15 protein-coding genes are annotated in these 18,529 nt (G+C 53.5%); 13 read left to right on the top strand and 2 right to left on the bottom strand.

What is annotated here, in order from left to right; all coding sequences use genetic code 11:
- Positions 1–2 precede the first annotated feature (2 nt).
- From tssF to tri1, 12 genes are all read left to right on the top strand, one after another.
- Positions 3–1,874 (top strand): type VI secretion system baseplate subunit TssF, encoded by a 1,872-nt coding sequence (gene tssF, locus ACMWKA_RS10420; RefSeq protein ID WP_038420938.1) that lies wholly within the window; start codon positions 3–5, stop codon positions 1,872–1,874.
- Positions 1,871–2,914, top strand: coding sequence for a type VI secretion system baseplate subunit TssG (gene tssG, locus ACMWKA_RS10425; protein ID WP_048972778.1), 1,044 nt, complete (start codon positions 1,871–1,873; stop codon positions 2,912–2,914). Before tssF ends, tssG begins: the two co-directional genes overlap by 4 nt.
- Positions 2,915–2,952: 38 nt before the next feature.
- Positions 2,953–5,568 (top strand): type VI secretion system ATPase TssH, encoded by a 2,616-nt coding sequence (gene tssH, locus ACMWKA_RS10430; RefSeq protein ID WP_414760182.1) that lies wholly within the window; start codon positions 2,953–2,955, stop codon positions 5,566–5,568.
- 24 nt (positions 5,569–5,592) lie between these two features.
- On the top strand, positions 5,593–7,026 hold the full coding sequence (locus ACMWKA_RS10435) for a serine/threonine protein kinase (RefSeq protein WP_023620597.1): 1,434 nt from the start codon (positions 5,593–5,595) through the stop codon (positions 7,024–7,026).
- 36 nt (positions 7,027–7,062) lie between these two features.
- Positions 7,063–8,529: a hypothetical protein gene (locus ACMWKA_RS10440; RefSeq protein ID WP_058650777.1), complete on the top strand. Its 1,467-nt coding sequence runs from the start codon at positions 7,063–7,065 to the stop codon at positions 8,527–8,529.
- Positions 8,526–9,290, top strand: a complete 765-nt coding sequence (locus ACMWKA_RS10445; RefSeq protein WP_048972776.1) for an ankyrin repeat domain-containing protein — start codon at positions 8,526–8,528, stop codon at positions 9,288–9,290. Before ACMWKA_RS10440 ends, ACMWKA_RS10445 begins: the two co-directional genes overlap by 4 nt.
- Before the next feature lie 42 nt (positions 9,291–9,332).
- Positions 9,333–10,106, top strand: coding sequence for an ankyrin repeat domain-containing protein (locus tag ACMWKA_RS10450; RefSeq protein ID WP_050860167.1), 774 nt, complete (start codon positions 9,333–9,335; stop codon positions 10,104–10,106).
- Entirely contained in the window at positions 10,103–10,573 is a 471-nt protein-coding gene (locus ACMWKA_RS10455) for a hypothetical protein (RefSeq protein ID WP_058661897.1), read from the top strand. Before ACMWKA_RS10450 ends, ACMWKA_RS10455 begins: the two co-directional genes overlap by 4 nt.
- A gap of 170 nt (positions 10,574–10,743) precedes the next feature.
- The gene (locus ACMWKA_RS10460; protein ID WP_058661898.1) at positions 10,744–12,672 is read left to right on the top strand and encodes a type VI secretion system Vgr family protein; all 1,929 of its coding nucleotides are present in this window, start codon (positions 10,744–10,746) and stop codon (positions 12,670–12,672) included.
- Between the two features lie 11 nt (positions 12,673–12,683).
- Positions 12,684–13,478 (top strand): DcrB-related protein, encoded by a 795-nt coding sequence (locus tag ACMWKA_RS10465; protein WP_058661899.1) that lies wholly within the window; start codon positions 12,684–12,686, stop codon positions 13,476–13,478.
- A 2-nt stretch (positions 13,479–13,480) separates the two neighbouring features.
- Positions 13,481–14,821: a PAAR domain-containing protein gene (locus ACMWKA_RS10470; RefSeq protein WP_058680138.1), complete on the top strand. Its 1,341-nt coding sequence runs from the start codon at positions 13,481–13,483 to the stop codon at positions 14,819–14,821.
- The gene (gene tri1 / locus ACMWKA_RS10475; protein ID WP_058661901.1) at positions 14,821–15,921 is read left to right on the top strand and encodes an ADP-ribosylarginine hydrolase Tri1; all 1,101 of its coding nucleotides are present in this window, start codon (positions 14,821–14,823) and stop codon (positions 15,919–15,921) included. The genes ACMWKA_RS10470 and tri1 overlap by 1 nt, the downstream gene beginning before the upstream one ends.
- A 135-nt stretch (positions 15,922–16,056) precedes the next feature.
- Here the strand turns inward: tri1 and ychF are convergent, their stop codons facing one another.
- The gene (gene ychF / locus ACMWKA_RS10480; RefSeq protein ID WP_013096225.1) at positions 16,057–17,148 is read right to left on the bottom strand and encodes a redox-regulated ATPase YchF; all 1,092 of its coding nucleotides are present in this window, start codon (positions 17,146–17,148) and stop codon (positions 16,057–16,059) included.
- A gap of 126 nt (positions 17,149–17,274) precedes the next feature.
- Complete coding sequence (gene pth / locus ACMWKA_RS10485) at positions 17,275–17,859, bottom strand: aminoacyl-tRNA hydrolase (RefSeq protein ID WP_013096226.1); 585 nt, start codon at positions 17,857–17,859, stop codon at positions 17,275–17,277.
- A 273-nt stretch (positions 17,860–18,132) separates the two neighbouring features.
- Between pth and ychH the strand changes: the two genes are divergently transcribed.
- A complete protein-coding gene (gene ychH, locus ACMWKA_RS10490) occupies positions 18,133–18,408 on the top strand; it encodes a stress-induced protein YchH (protein ID WP_013096227.1) in 276 nt (91 codons plus the stop codon).
- The last annotated feature ends 121 nt before the right edge of the window (positions 18,409–18,529 follow it).

Consider the following 18,529-nt stretch of genomic DNA (forward strand, 5'->3'; position numbering starts at 1 on the left):
TCGTGGAAAGTAAACTGCTCGAATATTACAACCGTGAGCTGGCCTATCTGCGTGAGATGGGCGCCGAATTTGCCGAGCGCTATCCCAAAGTGGCCGGACGGCTGGGCATGCGCGGCATCGAAGTGGCGGATCCGTACACCGAACGACTGATGGAGGGCTTCGCCTTTCTGACCTCGCGCGTGCAGATGAAAATGGACGCGGAGTTTCCGCGCTTCTCCCAGCGCTTGCTGGAGATGATTGCGCCGAACTATCTCGCGCCCACTCCGTCCATGGCGATTGCTGAAATTCAGCCTGACAGCAGCCGTGGCGATTTGAGCAACGGTTTTATCGTGCCGCGCGGCACAATGATGGACAGCCTGGCGCTGAAGAAAACCGGCGTGACCTGCAGCTACACCACGGCGCATGAGGTGAACCTGCTGCCGCTGAAAATCGACAAGGTTGAGCTGGGCGGTGTGCCTGCCGACCTGCCCCTGACACAGCTTGGTCTGGGCCAGCAGGGGATCAGCAGCGCCTTACGGATCCGCATTGCCTGCGACGGTCCGCAAAACCTCGGCCACCTTGATTTTGACCGGCTGGAGTTTTTCCTTAGCGGCCCGGATATCGAGGCGTTAAAGCTGCTGGAGCTGGTAATGGAGCACCATGTCGGGGTGGTCTGCCAGACCGTCAGCAAGCATCCGCAGCGTGATGTGCTGGCATCTGATGCCCTGCGTCAGGAAGGGTTTGACGCGGATCAGTCGCTACTCCCGGACGATCTGCGCAACTTTGACGGCTACCGTCTGCTGCAGGAGTACTTTGCTTTTCCGGCCCGTTTCCGCTTCATCAGCCTGAGCGGGCTGAGCAAACTGATCCAGCGCTGCGAAAACGAAAAAGCCTTCGATATCTTCATTCTGCTGGATAAAACCGATGAACAGCTGGAGCGCGTTGTCGATGCCAGCCATCTGGCCCTGCACTGCACGCCGGTGATCAACCTGTTCCCGAAGGTAGCGGCGCGTCAGAAGCTGAGCGAAGGCCAGCATGAATATCATCTGGTGGTGGATAACATCCGCCCGCTGGATTATGAAATTTACGCGGTAAACAAGATATACGGCAGCGCGGATGGTCAGCGCGACGACCAGACGTTTCGTCCGTTCTGGAGCACCTGGAGCGGTGATGCGGGCAACTACGGGGCCTACTTTTCCCTGCGCCGGGAACAACGCGTGCTCTCTGAGCACGCCCTGCGTTACGGCACCCGCACCGGCTACATTGGCTCGGAGGTCTTTGTCTCGCTGGTGGATGAGCAGCATGCGCCCTGGCAGGAGAACCTGCGCTACATCTCGGCCGAGGTGCTGTGCACCAGCCGGGATCTGCCGCTGATGCTGCAGCAGGAGCTGGGACAGTTCATTATGGCTGACTCCATGCCGGTGAAGTCGCTGACCTTGCGTAAGGGACCGACGCCGCCGCGTCCGGCGCTGGCAGAAGGGTTCAGCACCTGGCGGTTGATCAGCCAGCTACAGATGAACTACCTCAGCCTGATGGACAGTGAAAACGAAGAGGGCGCCGCCGCGCTGCGTCAGCTGTTAGGGCTGTACGCCAATCTCGCGGAGACGCCGGTTGCGCGTCAGGTAGAAGGGGTTCGTCACTGCGTGCTGGAGCCGGTTCACCGCCGCGTGCCCGAGCCGGGACCGGTCGTCTTCGCCCGTGGCATCGGCATTACCCTGACGGTGGATGAACGTGCGTTTTCCGGTGCCAGTCCCTGGCTTTTCGGTAGCGTGCTGGAGCGGCTGTTTGCCCGTCTGGTGTCGATCAACAGCTTCACGGAATTCACCCTGAAAAGTCAGCAGCGCGGCGAGATTGGCTACTGGGCGCCGCGTATGGGCAAAAGGGCACTGGTATGAGCGACGTTGTCACTGCGCCACTGAAGGTTCATCGTCTGACGCCGCTGCCGGACACTTTCTGGCGCGGGGTTCGCGAGACGCCATGGCGCTACGATCTGTTCCAGCTGTTAAGGCGCATTGATGCTCAGGGCGGGGAACGCTACCCGCTGGGGCGTGCGCCGCTGCCAAAATTCGAGCCGCTACGCCTGGGCCAGCAGCCGTCGATGAGTTTTGCACCTTCGACGGTGGCGCAGGTACGCCAGCGCGAAGGCAACGGGCTGCACGAGGTCTCCATTCTGAGCTTCGGCCTGTTTGGTCCTAACGGGCCGCTGCCGGTTCACATGACCGAGTACGCCCGCGAGCGGATTCATCATCATCAGGACACCAGCCTGAGCGCGTTTGCCGATCTGTTCCATCATCGTCTGACGCTGCTGTTTTATCGCGCCTGGGCCGATGCGCAGCCTGCCGTCTCCCTCGACCGCGCCGACAATAAACGTTTTGAGGGATATCTGGCGTCGTTGATTGGTATGGGGCAGCCCGGCCAGATGGACAAAGGCAGCCTGAGCGCCCATGCCCGCTTTACCCACGCCGGACACCTGACCCGCCACGGACGGGATCCTGAAGGTCTGGAAAAAATCCTGCGTAACTATTTTAAAGCCCCGGTCAAACTGATCGCCAACGTACCGCAGTGGATGCCGCTTTCACCGCGCGAGCAGGCGCAGCTGGGAGCAGGACGCCGCGTGCCGCGGATGGGCGAATCTGCGTTTTTGGGCGTGGCGGTCCGCGACGTGCAGCATAAATTTCGCATCGAGATTGGCCCACTCAGCGCGGAAGAGTACAACCGGTTTTTGCCCGGAGAAGCATGGGTAACCGAACTGCGGGACTGGGTACGCCAGTACGCAGGGGTGGAATTTGAATGGGAAACACGGGTGATCCTGCGCGCTGACGCCGTGCAGGGCGCCACGCTCGGCAGCACCGGGCGATTGGGGTACAACACCTGGCTGGGCCTTCAGCCGCAGCCTGTCCCGCGTGGCGATCTGGTGTATCGCGCAGAGCGGTAATCCTTCCGTATACCGAATCATTGTTAATGGAAACTAACATGTCAGAAATTAGCCGTGCCGTGCTTTTCGGCAAACTGGATACGCTGTTATTTACCTCTCTGGAAAGCGCCACCGCGTTCTGCAAGCTGCGCGGCAACCCCTACGTCGAGCTGGTGCACTGGCTGCATCAGTTGATGCAGCAGCAGGATGGCGATCTGCAACAGGTGATCCGTCATTTTGCCCTCGACGAACAGCAGCTGACGCGCGATATCGTGGCGGCGCTCGATGCCCTGCCGCGCGGAGCCAGTTCCGTTTCCGATCTCTCCGAACATATCGACAGCGCCGTCGAGCGCGCCTGGGTCTATGGATCGCTGAAGTTTGGCGTCAGCCGTATCCGCGGCGGCCATCTGCTGATCGGCATTCTGAAAACCTGGAATCTGGCGAACGTGCTGAAGAGCATCTCGGCGCAGTTTACCCGTCTTAACGTCGAGGTGCTGATTGAGCAGTTCGATACCATCTGCGCCAATAGCAAAGAGACGCAGCAGGCCGCTGCCGCAGTGGATGCGCCAGCCGGTTCGGTGCCTGCTGCCCAGGGAACGCTGGCCCAGTATGGTCAGGACCTGACCGCCCGTGCCCGTGAAGGCAAAATTGACCCGGTGGTTGGGCGCGATGAAGAGATCCGCCAGATGATCGATATCCTGATGCGTCGTCGCCAGAACAACCCGCTGCTGACCGGGGAAGCCGGCGTCGGAAAAACGGCGGTGGTGGAAGGGCTGGCGCTGCGCATCGCCGACGGCGATGTGCCGGAGCCGCTGCAAAACATTCAACTGTGGCTGCTGGATATCGGCATGCTGCAGGCCGGTGCCGGGATGAAAGGCGAGTTCGAAGCCCGTCTGCAGGCATTAATCAATGAAGTACAGTCCAGCGCCACGCCAGTCATTCTGTTTATCGATGAAATCCACACCCTGATTGGTGCGGGCGGTCAGCAGGGCACCGGTGATGCCGCCAACCTGCTGAAGCCAGCGCTGGCGCGTGGACAACTGCGTACCATTGGCGCCACTACCTGGGCGGAATACAAAAAATACATCGAGAAAGATCCGGCGCTGACCCGTCGCTTCCAGACGGTGCAGGTACATGAACCCGATGAGGCCAAAGCGGTTCTGATGCTGCGCAGCACCGTGTCGCCGCTGGAGACCCACCACCAGGTCTTACTGCTCGACGAAGCGGTTAGCGCAGCCGTGAAGCTTTCGCATCGCTACATTCCGGCCCGTCAGCTGCCGGATAAAGCCGTTGCGCTGCTGGATACGGCCTGCGCCCGCGTGGCGGTGAGCCAGAGTGCACCTCCGGCGCAGCTGGAAGATTGCCTGCGCCATCTTGCGGTGCTGGACGTGGAAATTGAGATAGCGGAGCGCGAAGCGCGCGTCGGTGCAGGGGAATCTGAGCGCGTCACGGCATTAACCGCAGAGCGTGACGCGTATGAGGCCAAACGTGAGGCCCTGGCCCGGCGCTGGGAAGACGAGCGTAGCCTGGTGCAGGAGATCATTCGCCTGCGTGCCGCACTGTTTGCGGCGGGCGATGACGATACCGCTGAGCTGCGCAGCCAATTGGCAGAGCAGCAGCAGGCGCTGAACGCCTTACAGGGTGATGAACCGCTGCTGTTTGCCGCTGTGGATGAAAACGTGGTGGCGGCCGTAGTCTCTGACTGGACCGGCATCCCGCTGGGCCGGATGGTGAAAAACGAGATTGATGCGGTACTGAACCTCGCCGACACGCTGAACCAGCGGGTGATTGGCCAGCGTCACGGTCTGGATCTGATTGCCCGCCGGGTGAAAACCTCCCGGGCAAAACTCGACGATCCGAACAAGCCGGTTGGCGTGTTTATGCTCTGTGGCCCGTCCGGCGTGGGGAAAACCGAAACCGCGCTGGCGCTGGCGGAGTCGCTGTACGGTGGTGAGCAGAACGTTATTACCATCAACATGAGTGAATTCCAGGAAGCGCACACCGTTTCCACCTTAAAAGGTGCACCCCCGGGATACGTCGGGTATGGTGAAGGCGGGGTGTTAACCGAGGCCGTCCGTCGCCGTCCTTATAGCGTGGTGCTGCTGGACGAAATCGAAAAAGCGCACCCGGACGTACATGAGATCTTCTTCCAGGTCTTCGACAAAGGCTGGATGGAGGATGGCGAAGGTCGTCACATTGATTTCCGTAATACGATTATTATTCTGACGTCTAACGTCGGAACCGAGCTTATCAGCGCCATGTGTGCCGATCCGGAACTGATGCCGGAGCCGGAGGCGTTAAGCGGGGCGCTGCGCCAGCCGCTGCTGGAGGTGTTCCCACCGGCGCTGCTGGGCCGTCTGCTGGTGGTGCCGTACTATCCGCTGAGCGACGCGATGCTGGGGCAGATTGTTCGCCTGCAGCTCAAACGCATTCAGCGTCGACTGGAAGAGAATCACAATATTATTTCCGAGTTTGATGACAGCGTTGTAGAACAGATTGTTCAGCGCTGTACCGAGGTGGAATCAGGTGGACGTATGGTGGATGCGATCCTGACAAACACCTTGCTGCCTCAGATGAGTCAGATATTACTTACCGCCAGCCGCAGCGACGAGCAGTACCGACGTCTGCATGTCACCTGCGAGCAGGGCGAGTTTCACTGTCAGTTTGCCGCGTAATAATCATCAAGAGAACTGTAAAAGATGACGGATAATGATAACAATCGGACTGTCCCAAACGCGCTCCCGGTCGGGTATCGCTTCAACGAGTTTGAAATTAAAGAGGTGATTGGCGGCGGCGGATTCGGCATCGTCTATCGCGCCTGGGATCACCAGCTCGAACGCACTATCGCTATCAAAGAATTTATGCCTTCCTCGCTCGCCGTGCGCGGCGACGACATGACGCTGGTACTGCGCAGCGAACGCTTTGGCAAAGCGTTTTCGGCGGGGCTGAACAGCTTCATTCAGGAAGCCCGCCTGCTGGCGCGCTTCAACCACCCGAACCTGCTGCACGTGTTGCGCTTCTGGGTGCAAAACGATACGGCTTACATGGGCACGCTGTTTTACAGCGGCACCACGCTTTCTCGCCTGCGCGAGGAGAAGCCGGAGCTGATTAACGAGGCATGGATCCGTCGTACGCTGCCGATGCTGTTTGGCGCAATCAAGACCATCCATGACGAGGGCTATCTGCACCGCGATATTTCGCTGGATAACATCCAGATCCAGGATAACGGCCTGCCGGTGCTGCTGGACTTCGGCTCCGCGCGTCGCACCATCGGTAACCTCTCTGACGAAACCGAAACCATGCTGCGTCCGGGCTTTGCGCCTATCGAGCAGTACACCGACGACAACGAAAGCGAGCAGGGACCGTGGACGGATATCTACGCGCTCGGCGCGGTGCTGCGCACCCTGATCGTGGGCTCACCGCCGCCGGTCAGCGTGGTGCGTTCCATTCAGGATACCTGCAAACCGCTGGCGGAAATCCAGCCGCAGGGGTACTCCCTGTCGCTGTTGCAGGCTATCGACCGTGCCTTGGCGTTGCACATGGAAGACCGTCCGCAGTCTATTGATGAGTTCGCGGCGTTAATCGAGATGCCGGTCGCCGGTATCGATGACGTGCTGACTGCTAAAAAACCGGGCACCATGCTGGTGCCGGTGGAAGAAGAGGCACCGGCTTCGGCGTTTGACTGGCGTCGTTACAAGATCCCCGGGATGGTTGCCGCGGGTGTGCTGGTTGGGGTGGTCGCTGGCGCGATGCTGTTCAGCGGCGGCCACGATGCGCCAGAGCAGGCTGCGCAAGCGCCGGAAGCATCCCGCACGACGGAAACCGCATCGAACGCGCCAGACGTCAAACCGGAGACCGCGAAGGTGAGCGAACAAGCGGCAACGCCTGCAACAGCGCAACCGACGCCGCCACCGGTTGAAGCCAGCCCGATTGCTCTGGTCTACATTCGCATCCTTGACGGCGAGACGTTGAAAGTGAACGGCGAGCCGAAAGCGCTGCGTCCGGCGAACAACGGCTATGCATCGCTCAAGCTGCCAGCGGGTGAGGTGAGCATTGAACTGCAGGGCAACGGCAGAACCCGTAGCCAGACGCTGGATATCGTGAAGCCTGGCACCTGGCTGGTGAATCCGTAAACAAGGCGAACAGGGACTGGTAACAGGACGGAGCGAATGTACAACATAAAATTTGTCTATCTTTTCAGCGAGAACGTCTCGCCCGCGCTTTTTGCGAAAATTATCCGCCCGTCCGTTGCCGGGCAGTGGATTATGTCGGTGCCCGACAATTCGCTGCGCTCGCTGTTTACACGTTACGACTTGCTGCACTCCATCACAGGCGCGAATCCTTACCAGTCCGGGCGCGATACCCGTAAGCTGATTGTGCAGGATCTCGACATGGGCAGAGTGGTGGCGATCGACGAGAGCTATCGTAACTGGTCGTCAGTGACGGAGATATTTTATATCAATGCTGATGGCCGACTGCAGGCTGCCTCGTTGGACGGTCTGGGCTGGTACCCGGTGAGTACAATTGTCGACCGCTACGAAACCATGGTGCGAACCTATGGCTCCCGCCCTGCGCCAACGGTGCTGCCGAAACAGGTAGTCAAATCCAAAGCGGCACAGATGCCGGACGAGCCGACGCCGGGCAAAGACGGTAAAACCTATGCGGCACAGCTGGAGAATATGACCAAAGCTGAACGCTGGCAGGCGCGTAAGGATCTGATTGCGAAGGGGAGTAATAGCCTCTATCCGGATGCGCAAATCGCGGCTAAGCGGCTGGCGGCGAATAATATCGCGGTTGAGAAAGCGAAGCTGGCAGAGAATGTGTATAAGACCGTGAACCCGCTTGAGGCCACGCCGGGAGTACCGGAGGGGTGGAAGGATATCAGTAATGATGCGGGTGCTTTGCAAAAGTTTGGCCTTAAAAGCAAAGATCTTTTCGATAGAGCTGACTCACCTGATTTTCTGTCACGCGTATATCAGCCTGATCCGGGTGTATTCGGTAAAGACATGAATTCGACGTTGGTTTTTAGAGGATCGAGGGAACCGGGGTTGCCATCGCTTTCAGAGCATCTGGACTCGCTGCGAAATAAAAATGGGTTCGCCTCAATAAAAAATGGTGCCGACTGGGCGAATAACTTTAAGCAAGGAATAGGGTTTGAAGCACCTTATTACCGCAGTGCAGTGCAACTGGGTGAAAAAATAGCAATGTCTTCCCAGCCGATTGATATTGCTGGGCATTCTTTAGGGGGCGGCTTGGCCTCGGCAACGTCTATAGCGAGTGGAAAAGCGGCCTGGACATTTAATGCGTCAGGGTTAAATAGCGGGACAGTAGAAAAATATGGCGGACGTTTGTTGGGAAGCGCTGAAAACATACAGGCCTACCGCGTCAAAGGAGAGCTGCTGACTAAAATTCAGGAAGTCGATCTTGTTGAAGACTTCAAAATGGTGAGAGGACATGTCCCGTCCTTAATCGCTAAAGAAGAGTTGTCAGCACTGGCACCTGATGCCGCAGGTATTCCTCATGATCTGCCTGGTGGGGTTGGTGGAGCACTCGACAGGCACGGGATTGGACAAGCCATTAATTGTATAGAACAGCAAAAAGACGAAGATATTTCGATAATCAGGAGTCGTTTGTGAATAAGCTTTTTGTATCCTTTTTCGTGATTCTATTTTCATTGCTGATTCAGGGGTGTAAACAAGATATGGATCTAAATCCACAAGATTATTTCAGCGGTCAGCAACTGGTTCTGGCTGAAGATATTCAGCGTGGCGATATTGACGGTGTTGAAAAACTTGCGCCGCAAACTGATCTTAACAAACCAGGTAAGCAAGACATGACGCTTCTGTTTTGGGCGCTTGGTAACAGTATCAATGACAATAAAACTCCTTCTCGATTAAAAATCGTCACTTTATTGGTTAAATCTGGTGCTGATCCCCTGCAACCGAGGCCGCAGGGTAAAAGCAGTCCCGCTGAGTTTGTATTGAATGCGGACAGTGCAGATTGGATCAATGCTTTACTCGACGGGGGATTATCGCCTGACGCTAAAGATAAAACGTTTCATGAGCCTATAATTTTTGAAACCATCAAAGCAAAAAATACGGACACGCTTGAGGCTCTGCTGGATCGAGGGGCAAACATTAATATCACTGATTCACTAAACAGTACATTATTGTTTGAAGCCTTAAACTATCATGCTTATGATCACGTAATGCTACTGCTGAAACGGGGTGCTGATACAGAAATTAGAGCCAAAAATGGCTGGACGATGGGTAACCAACTCCAACGCTATCTTGAAAGAGCTAAAGAAGGTAGTGATGAGTATAAAAAACTTAACGAAATAAAAGAACTCCTTATTCAACATGGCGGTAAATGGCCACCTGCGCCAGTAAAACAATGATAAGCAGTAGGATATACGTTCAATATATTATATGGAATTGACGTGAAAATACGGTTAATTGCTAGCCTCATAGTGGTTTTCATTTTTCTGATACAGGGATGTAGACAAAATTCGGATTTGAATCCCGAAGATTACTTTAGCGGCCAGCAGCTTATTCTGGCGCGGGCGATTGAAAGCGGCAATATGGATGAAGTCAAAAAATTTCTTCCGAAAACCGATCTCAATAAACCCGGTCAACATGATATGACGCTACTTTTTTGGGCGTTGACGAATACACTTTATGATAAGAAAACGCAACCGCGCTTACATATCGTGACCGAACTGATAAAGGCCGGTGCCGACCCGCTTCAGCCAAGACCCAATGGAAAAAGTAGCCCGGCAGAGTTTGTACTTATGGCCGACAGTGGAGACTGGATAAAGGCGATGCTGGATGGGGGATTATCTCCAAATGCTAAAGATTACGTTTTTAATAAACCAATTATTTTTCAAACTCTGGAAGCGAAAAACACCGAGACACTAAAAGCAATGCTTGACCGGGGCAGCAATATCGACATAACGGATTCCCTGGGTGAGACTCTGCTGATAAATGCTTTCGATTTTCATTCCTACGATCATGTTTTCCTTTTACTTGAGCGTGGGGCTGATCCTGACATTCGTGCTGATAACGGGTGGGCCTTAGGAAATCAGTTGCAGCGTTTTCTTGAAAGAGCGAAAAAAGACAGTGACGAGTATAAAAACCTTATCGCTATTAAAGAATCACTTATCCGACATGGTGGTAAGTGGCCACCCGAGCCGGTCAAAAGAGGGATTGAGTGAACATAAACGCAAAAAATAAAATACTCTATTTCTGGGGCATTATGGATGTCATCGGCATTGTGTTTTATTTTGTCGGCCCATACCACTTGCTTCAGTCATGGTGGGATTCTACCGGTGGGAATTTTGGTGTTATCATCTTCATGCTGATAGCAGGAGGGGTAAACGGTTTATTGACGGGTCTTTTTTACCTGGTATACCTTCTGTGGCCGGTTTCATTACTCTTTTCTGCCTGGTTTTTTTTCACAACTCACCGATATGCCGTCCGGTTTGCTCTGGCGCAGGAAGTGCTACGCCTGCTCACCATGAGTTGTTCGGTGACCTTGTTCCCGATGATTATTGTCGGTCTCGGAATGAGTGTTATATCTCTTAATATCACGCTGTTCATTTTGTCGGAAATAGTAAAAATCGGCTCGCTCATATTTGTAATGAAAAGATTGGGTATAGATAAATGGGCCGTAACAAAATAGTTTTTACCGTGGTTTATTGATCAAAATGCCGCTAGCGTAGCGTCAACAGCAGAACAACTTACGATCAAAATCAAGCACTCGGTGACTTGTGCATATCACCAAACGTCTTGTCAGAAATCTCGTCTTTGTTAATACATTTATTTAGCATAAAACATTACGGAATACAGATTATGCTCAACCGAATTACCGTTCAGCTCCCCGTCGAGGGGCTGCTTTTCTGGAAACTCTCCGGCCGCGAGGCGATGTCCGAGTCGTTCGCCCTGACGCTGACCCTGCTCGGCACGGATGCGCGTATCGACCGCAGCAAACTGCTGGGCCAGCCGGTCACGGTGACCATCCCGACCCAGAACCTGCTTACCCCGCGCTACATCAACGGTAAAGTCACGCGCGTGGCGGTGAGCGCCGTTGAGCTGACGGGCACGCGCTATGCGGTGTATCAGCTGACGGTGGAGCCGGACCTGTGGCCGATGAAGCGCGACCGTAACCTGCGTATCTTCCAGGGCCAGACGGTGCCGCAGATTGTGAAAACCCTGCTGGGCGAGCATCAGGTCAACGTGGAAGATAAGCTCACCGGCAGCTACCGGGTGTGGGACTATTGTGTCCAGTATCAGGAGTCGAGCCTGGACTTCATCAGCCGCCTGATGGAGCTGGAGGGAATAGCGTATTACTTCAGCCACGAGGCCGACAAACATACCCTGGTGCTCACCGATGCCGCGACGCAGCATCAGCCATTCAGCGGCTACGAGGTCATCCCCTATCACCAGACGCCGTCCGGCGGCAGCACGGACGAAGAGGGCATCAGCCAGTGGGCGCTGGAGGACAGCGTCACGCCGGGCATTTACAGCCTCGACGACTACGACTTCCGCAAGCCGAACGCGTGGCTGTTCCAGGCGCAGCAGAACCCGGCCTCGCCGAAACCGGGCAGCATTGACGTGTACGACTGGCCGGGGCGCTTTGTGGAGACCGGGCATGCGGAGTTCTACGCCCGCATTCGCCAGGAGCGCTGGCAGGTGGAGCATCAGCAGATTCAGGCCACGGCCACGGCAGCGGGAATTGCGCCGGGCCACACCTTCACCCTGACCAACGCACCGTTCTTCAGCGATAACGGTGACTATCTGGTGACGGCGGCCGGGTATCATCTGGAAGAGAACCGCTATGCCAGCGGCGAAGGGGAGACCATCCACCGCACCGATTTCACGGTTATCCCGGCGTCGGTGTCGTTCCGTCCGGCGCAGTCCACGGCGTGGCCGCGTACCTACGGCCCGCAGACGGCGAAGGTTGTCGGGCCCCAGGGAGAGAGCATCTGGACGGACAAATATGGCCGCGTGAAGGTGAAATTCCACTGGGACCGTCTGGCAAAAGGGGACGACACCAGCTCCTGCTGGGTGCGTGTGTCGAGCGCCTGGGCGGGCCAGGGTTACGGCGGGGTGCAGATCCCGCGCGTGGGCGATGAGGTGGTGGTGGACTTTATCAACGGTGATCCGGACCGTCCGATTATCACCGGGCGCGTGTACAACGATGCCAGCATGCCACCGTGGGCGCTGCCGGCGGCGGCGACGCAGATGGGCTTTATGAGCCGCACGAAAGATGGTTCCGTGGATAACGCCAACGCCCTGCGGTTTGAGGACAAGGCGGGTGCGGAACAGGTGTGGCTCCAGGCCGAGCGCAATCTCGATATCAACGTCAAAAATGATGAATCGCATGCCACGGAAAAAAATCGAACTCAATATGTGGGAGAGGATGAAACCTTACGGGTGGCAAAAAATCAGAAGGCAGGGGTTAAAGGGGATGTGGTCTGCCTGACGGGCAACAGCCGCAGCGATAAAGTTGTTAATAACTTTATTATTTCAGCGGGCAATACGTTGAGGCTGGAGTGTGGTGAAAGCGCTATCGAATTATCAAAAGACGGGAGCGTGAATATCATTGGCAATAATTTTAACTTTACCGCTAAACAGAGTGCGCAAATAAACACGCTTTCCGGAGAATTGCATCTTAACCCTGCTGATGGCAGCAATGCCATCGATGCGCCAGGGGCATCTCACCAGACAGCAATCCAGCAGGAAGTGGATGGTTTTTTTGTTATTAATGCCAACAAATAAGAGTAACTCAAATGGCTGAATATATTCTCCAGGAAGCTACCCTGGCGTTACCAGATGTATATAAAGACAGAACCATGAATTTATTTACCCTGAGCGAAAATGGTGCCAGTGAGTTTACCTTTGTTGTTTCTCGTGCCAGTGTAAAAAAAGATGAGAGTGTGCATGATGTGGCAACTCGTCTGGTGCGTGAGTTAGAAATTACCGTACCAGATTTTAACCTGACGTCTTCGCATATGACCAATGTTGATAATCACGCGGCTGCAGAGCTTTTTTATCATTTTAAAAATGATGGTACGACCGTTTTTCAGAAGCAGACCATTATTTTAATGGACGAGCATCCCGCTGGGCGAAAAATGGTGTGTTACATCGGTACCTGTCCTGGTGAGTTTAGCGATTATTATCACAATCAATATCAAGCAATTATCCGCAGTATCAAGTTCCATAAGCCAGCCCCGACCGAAACCAGAGACATGCTTGAGGCCAACACAGAGGGGCCATTTTTTGCACTCGATAGCGAGAGTAAGATACTCAGCGTGTTTAAAAACATTCAGGAGCTTTACGGGCATCTTTCGCTTCAGCGGGCGAAAGAGGGACACTATTTACTTTTTGATAAGCAGGGGGCACCTTTAAGTATTGCGCCTGTCCCGGGCAGTCAGCCTCTTCGTTACGCGCTGTGGACCCTTTCTGCAGAAAAATCCCACCACTTAGTTTCACAGCTTTCTGTTTGCCGCCAGGTCTCAGGTTCTGACGACCTCAACTCAACAGATCAGATCCGCAAGTATCTGATGGCGCAGAGAGCCGAATAGTCATGTCCGAATGTCTGGCCGCACGTGTAGATGACGAGATTGCTCATACAGCCTCAAAAGGATGGATGATCGCTGGGCTTGTAGGTGGGGCAATTCTGGGAGCAGCTGCCGTTGTTGTTACCGGTGGGACCGCTCTGGTAGCCGTTTCTGCTGTCGCCGCAGGGGCGTGTGCTGCCGGTGGTTTGGGTGAGGTCCTGGGAAGTATGTCATGGGCACCGCGTCACACTACGGGTACGTTGAAAGAAGGTTCGCCCAATGTTTTTATCAACAGCCGAAAGGCTATCCGCGCTCATCTATCGGCCGGAGAGTGTGACGAACACAGCGGCAGCCTGCAACGGGTTGCCGAAGGTTCGATAAAGGTTTACATCAACAACTTTCCTGCTTCTCGCACTGGCGATAAGCTGACATGCAGCGCTGAGATTAGCCAGGGTTCGCGTAATGTTATCATTGGTGGAGGCAAGGTCCAGACCGATGAAATAAGTCCTGAAATTCCTGAATGGGTAAACTGGACGATGCTCGCCGTTGGTGCCGGAGCGGTGGCGGTGCTGGCCAGTCCGGCAATCGCACTTCTGAGCACTCTCGGTGCAATGGGCGGTGGAACTATTGGTAGTTACGCGGGTGGGATGCTTTTTGGCGAAGGTAGCGACGGTCAGAAATGGGGGATGCTAATCGGCTCCGTTATCGGCGGCGGGGCTGGCATGAAGGGCGGGGCACGGTTTGATGCGTGGCGTGCTGGTAAAATACCGGCAGTTAAACCTGTTGAAGCAAATCCATTAGGCGCTACAGTTTTAAATAAACCGAAAATGAGTTTATCCGAGGCTGTAGGTAAAGACCTTGCAAATACTTGGGTAACAAGGGGAAGACAACTTGCTGAACAAGGGGATAAACGACTCTCCTCCCTGCTAACCGATGATGAAGTAGGGGCTCTTTACGGTTATACTACGAATGAAGGTTATCCGATGGTTAACAATGCGCTAAGAGGCCAGACTGAACTGACACCAGAAATTCAGGCTTTTGCGGATCATGCCACCAACGCTCTTGATAAGCTTCCTTCCTATGAGGGGATAACATACCGAGGGGCAACGTTACCTGAAAACGTACTAATGGAAAACCAGGTTGGTCGTGTTGTTTCTGATCCCGCATTTATGAGTACCGATCAGAAAGTTCCTTTTTCCGGCGATACCACAATCAAGATTAATGGTAAAACGGGCAAGCCTATTGATTTTCTCTCCGAATATAAAGGAACTGAAACGGAAGTACTTTTTAAACCTGGCACCAAATTTGAAGTTATTGAGCGCGTTGATTCTGGTGGTAAAACCGAGCTCACGTATAAGGAATTATAATGATCGATCTGCACTCTGATTTAAATACGTTATTAAAGTATGTGGATAAATATCGACAATACTTACCCGTTAGCAGTGCTTCAGTACAGCGGAGGATGCAGTATACATATGATGATAAACCCCTAGAATCATCCTCAAATAGTGATGCTCAAAAACAATGGGATGTAACACCATCATGTAGTCTCTCACTAGCGGAATCACGGGATCGTGCTGTCGGTGCGCTTATTGGTCTTGCGGTTGGAGATGCTGTAGGTACCACACTTGAATTTCTACCACGTGACAGAGCACACGTTAAGGATATGATAGGTGGTGGGCCATTTCGACTCCGCGCAGGCGAATGGACGGATGATACATCCATGGCATTATGTCTTGCGGAAACTCTACTTGAGAAAGGTGATGCTGATACTATATGCTTCAGGAATAAGCTTCTGGAATGGTATCAGCATGGTTATAACAGTTCTAATGGCATCTGTTTTGATATAGGTAATACAACTCGATTTGCTTTAGAGCAATATTTAACTGTTGGTCCTGGGTGGAGCGGTAATACTGCGCCAGAAACTGCAGGTAATGCTTCCATTATCAGACAAGCACCTGTCTCTATTTTTTTTAGAAAATCATTAAGCAAAGCGTTTTATGAAGCTAAAAAACAAAGTATCGCAACACACGGTGCCGCGGAAGCAATAAATAGCACACAGTATTTAAGTTATTTACTTGTGCATATGATTAACGGTAGCAACAAAAATTTTGTTTTTTCTCCGCACGTTATGCCGCTTCAACCACGTGTAATGATTATCAACGCAGGTGAGTATAAGCAAAAAAAACGCGATCAGATTCGTTCAAGTGGTTATGTAATCGATACGCTTGAGGCCGCGATGTGGTCCGTATGGAATTCTGATAATTTCCGGGATGCGATTCTGCTGGCTGCCAATCTTGCCGATGACGCTGACAGCGTTGCGGCGACGGCGGGACAAATAGCAGGTGCGTTGTATGGTTATTCCGGTATTCCGCTGGAGTGGAAAAACAAGCTGGTCCAGCACGATAGAATTTTCCAAATGGCAGGTGAATTGTTCGATAGGGCACCCGAGGATACTTTTTTATAAATACAACATAGTACGGTTATTCTCCCGTGCCGTGTATTTAGGCGCTAAAGCCATAATATAAAGATAATTCCGCCGATTACTTCTAATAATAAAAAAATCCACGCCAAAGCGTGGATTTTTTTCATTCATACCGACTCAGACGTTAAACAGGAAGTTCATCACATCGCCATCTTTAACGATGTAGTCTTTCCCTTCAGCACGCATCTTGCCAGCTTCTTTCGCGCCTTGCTCACCCTTGTAGGTGATGAAGTCTTCAAACGCGATAGTCTGCGCACGGATAAAGCCTTTCTCGAAATCGGTGTGGATCTTGCCCGCAGCCTGTGGAGCCGTTGCGCCAACAGGGATAGTCCACGCACGCACTTCTTTCACCCCAGCGGTGAAGTAGGTCTGCAGGTTGAGCAGGGCATAACCTGCACGGATAACGCGGTTCAGACCTGGCTCTTCCAGACCCAGCTCGGCCATGAACTCGTCACGCTCTTCGTCATCCAGCTCGGCGATATCGGCTTCTACAGCGGCACAAACCGGAACAACGACAGAACCTTCTTTCTCGGCGATAGCACGAACCTGATCGAGGTACGGGTTATTTTCAAAACCGTCTTCGTTCACGTTGGCAATGTACATGGTTGGCTTCAGCGTCAGGAAGCTAAGGTAGCGGATAAGCTCTTTCTCGTCTTTGCTCAGGTCAAGAGAGCGCAGCATACCTGCGTTTTCCAGCTGTGGCAGACATTTTTCCAGTACCGCTAATTCGGCTTTGGCGTCTTTATCGCCACCTTTGGCTTTCTTGGAGATACGGTGGATCGCACGTTCGCAGGTATCCAGATCCGACAGCGCCAGCTCGGTATTGATTACATCAATATCTTCCGCCGGGTTTACTTTGCCCGCTACGTGGATAATGTTGTCGTTCTCGAAGCAACGCACCACGTGACCGATCGCTTCGGTTTCACGGATGTTGGTCAGGAACTGGTTACCCAGACCTTCACCTTTGGATGCACCTTTCACCAGGCCCGCGATGTCCACGAACTCCATGGTGGTTGGCAGAATGCGCTGCGGCTTCACGATTTCCGCGAGCTGGTCCAGACGTGGGTCGGGCATTGGCACAACGCCGGTGTTAGGTTCGATGGTACAGAACGGGAAGTTCGCCGCTTCGATACCCGCTTTGGTAAGCGCGTTAAACAGGGTGGATTTGCCCACGTTTGGCAGACCGACGATACCGCATTTGAATCCCATTTCTAAATCACCTTAATATCTTGATAATCAATCCGTTAACGATAACCGACTGATGAAAAGTAAATAACTACGCCTATTATACACGTAACCCGCCTACCGCGCGGTAAAAATGCCGTATCAGGCGGATTATTGCGCTTTGAAAGCATGTAAGCGGTTTGTCGCTTTGGTTAACCCATCTTTGAGCCAGATTTCAGTGCAGCGCGCCGCTTCGTCTACCGCCTCGTCAATCAGTTTCTGCTCAGAAACCGGGGGCTTACCCAGCACGAAACCAACAACTTTGTTTTTATCGCCCGGATGGCCGATTCCTACGCGCAAACGGTGAAAATTCGGGTTATTACCCAGCTTACTGATGATATCTTTCAGACCGTTGTGTCCGCCATGGCCGCCGCCCAGTTTAAACTTTGCCACGCCTGGCGGCAGGTCCAGCTCATCGTGAGCAACCAGAATCTCATCCGGATTGATGCGATAAAACGTTGCCATTGCCGCCACGGCCTTGCCGCTCAGGTTCATAAAGGTGGTAGGCACCAGCAGGCGCACATCCGCACCGGCGAGATTGATACGTGAGGTATACCCGTAGAATTTTGGTTCTTCACGCAGGGGAGCACGTAACCGTTCGGCCAGCAGATCAACGTACCAGGCCCCGGCATTGTGGCGGGTTGCAGCGTACTCTGCGCCTGGGTTGGCGAGGCCGACAATCAGTTTAATCGTCACGATTCAATTCCTAATGGGTTCCAGATCTGGCGCGTAGTTTACTGTCTGGCGCGCCGCTTGACAAAATTCTGCGACCTTAACAGCGAAATACGAATAATTACTTATTTGAACAATTAGAATTTCAAGCTGTTCAATGCGTTATTTGTAAATTTTTGTTTGGGAGTAATCTGTAATTGTGATCATTGACGCAACTCATAAAAGGGGCGTTGTCTATACTTTACACACAAGGAATAGGGACTTATTCCCTACAACCCAAAGTTCCGGAGGTGACATATGAAACGCAAAAACGCTTCGTTACTCGGTAACGTGCTGATGGGGTTGGGGCTGTTCGTGATGGTAGCCGGTGTGGGTTATTCAATTTTAAACCAATTGCCGCAGCTTGATCTCCCACAATACTTCGCGCATGGTGCGGTATTGAGCATCTTCCTGGGGGCGGTACTGTGGCTCGCCGGGGCGCGTGTGAGCGGTCATGAGGAAGTGTGTGATAAATACTGGTGGGTGCGCCATTACGACAAACGCTGCCGCCGTGACCAGCATAAGCACAGCTAGTGCGCATAGAATAAAGAACACTGAAACGACTCCAGATGGAGTCGTTTTTTTTTGCCTGAGGGGTTGACCCTCACGTAACGTAAGGCACCAGAGTGGCATCACTGGCAAAATAAAAGGAGCA

It is taken from the genome of Enterobacter sp. 03-F-07-AD-ECC, assembly GCF_047530935.1.
GTDB classification, from domain to species: Bacteria; Pseudomonadota; Gammaproteobacteria; order Enterobacterales; family Enterobacteriaceae; genus Enterobacter; species Enterobacter cloacae.

What these genes read in the sequence shown, in the direction of transcription:
- tssH (WP_414760182.1), top strand. Translation starts at nt 2,953, where the DNA reads ATGTCAGAAATTAGCCGTGCCGTGCTTTTCGGCAAACTGGATACGCTG.
- ACMWKA_RS10440 (WP_058650777.1), top strand. Translation starts at nt 7,063, where the DNA reads ATGTACAACATAAAATTTGTCTATCTTTTCAGCGAGAACGTCTCGCCC.
- ACMWKA_RS10435 (WP_023620597.1), top strand. Translation starts at nt 5,593, where the DNA reads ATGACGGATAATGATAACAATCGGACTGTCCCAAACGCGCTCCCGGTC.
- tri1 (WP_058661901.1), top strand. Translation starts at nt 14,821, where the DNA reads ATGATCGATCTGCACTCTGATTTAAATACGTTATTAAAGTATGTGGAT.
- ACMWKA_RS10465 (WP_058661899.1), top strand. Translation starts at nt 12,684, where the DNA reads ATGGCTGAATATATTCTCCAGGAAGCTACCCTGGCGTTACCAGATGTA.
- ychF (WP_013096225.1), bottom strand. Translation starts at nt 17,148, where the DNA reads ATGGGATTCAAATGCGGTATCGTCGGTCTGCCAAACGTGGGCAAATCC.
- ACMWKA_RS10470 (WP_058680138.1), top strand. Translation starts at nt 13,481, where the DNA reads ATGTCCGAATGTCTGGCCGCACGTGTAGATGACGAGATTGCTCATACA.
- ychH (WP_013096227.1), top strand. Translation starts at nt 18,133, where the DNA reads ATGAAACGCAAAAACGCTTCGTTACTCGGTAACGTGCTGATGGGGTTG.
- ACMWKA_RS10460 (WP_058661898.1), top strand. Translation starts at nt 10,744, where the DNA reads ATGCTCAACCGAATTACCGTTCAGCTCCCCGTCGAGGGGCTGCTTTTC.
- tssG (WP_048972778.1), top strand. Translation starts at nt 1,871, where the DNA reads ATGAGCGACGTTGTCACTGCGCCACTGAAGGTTCATCGTCTGACGCCG.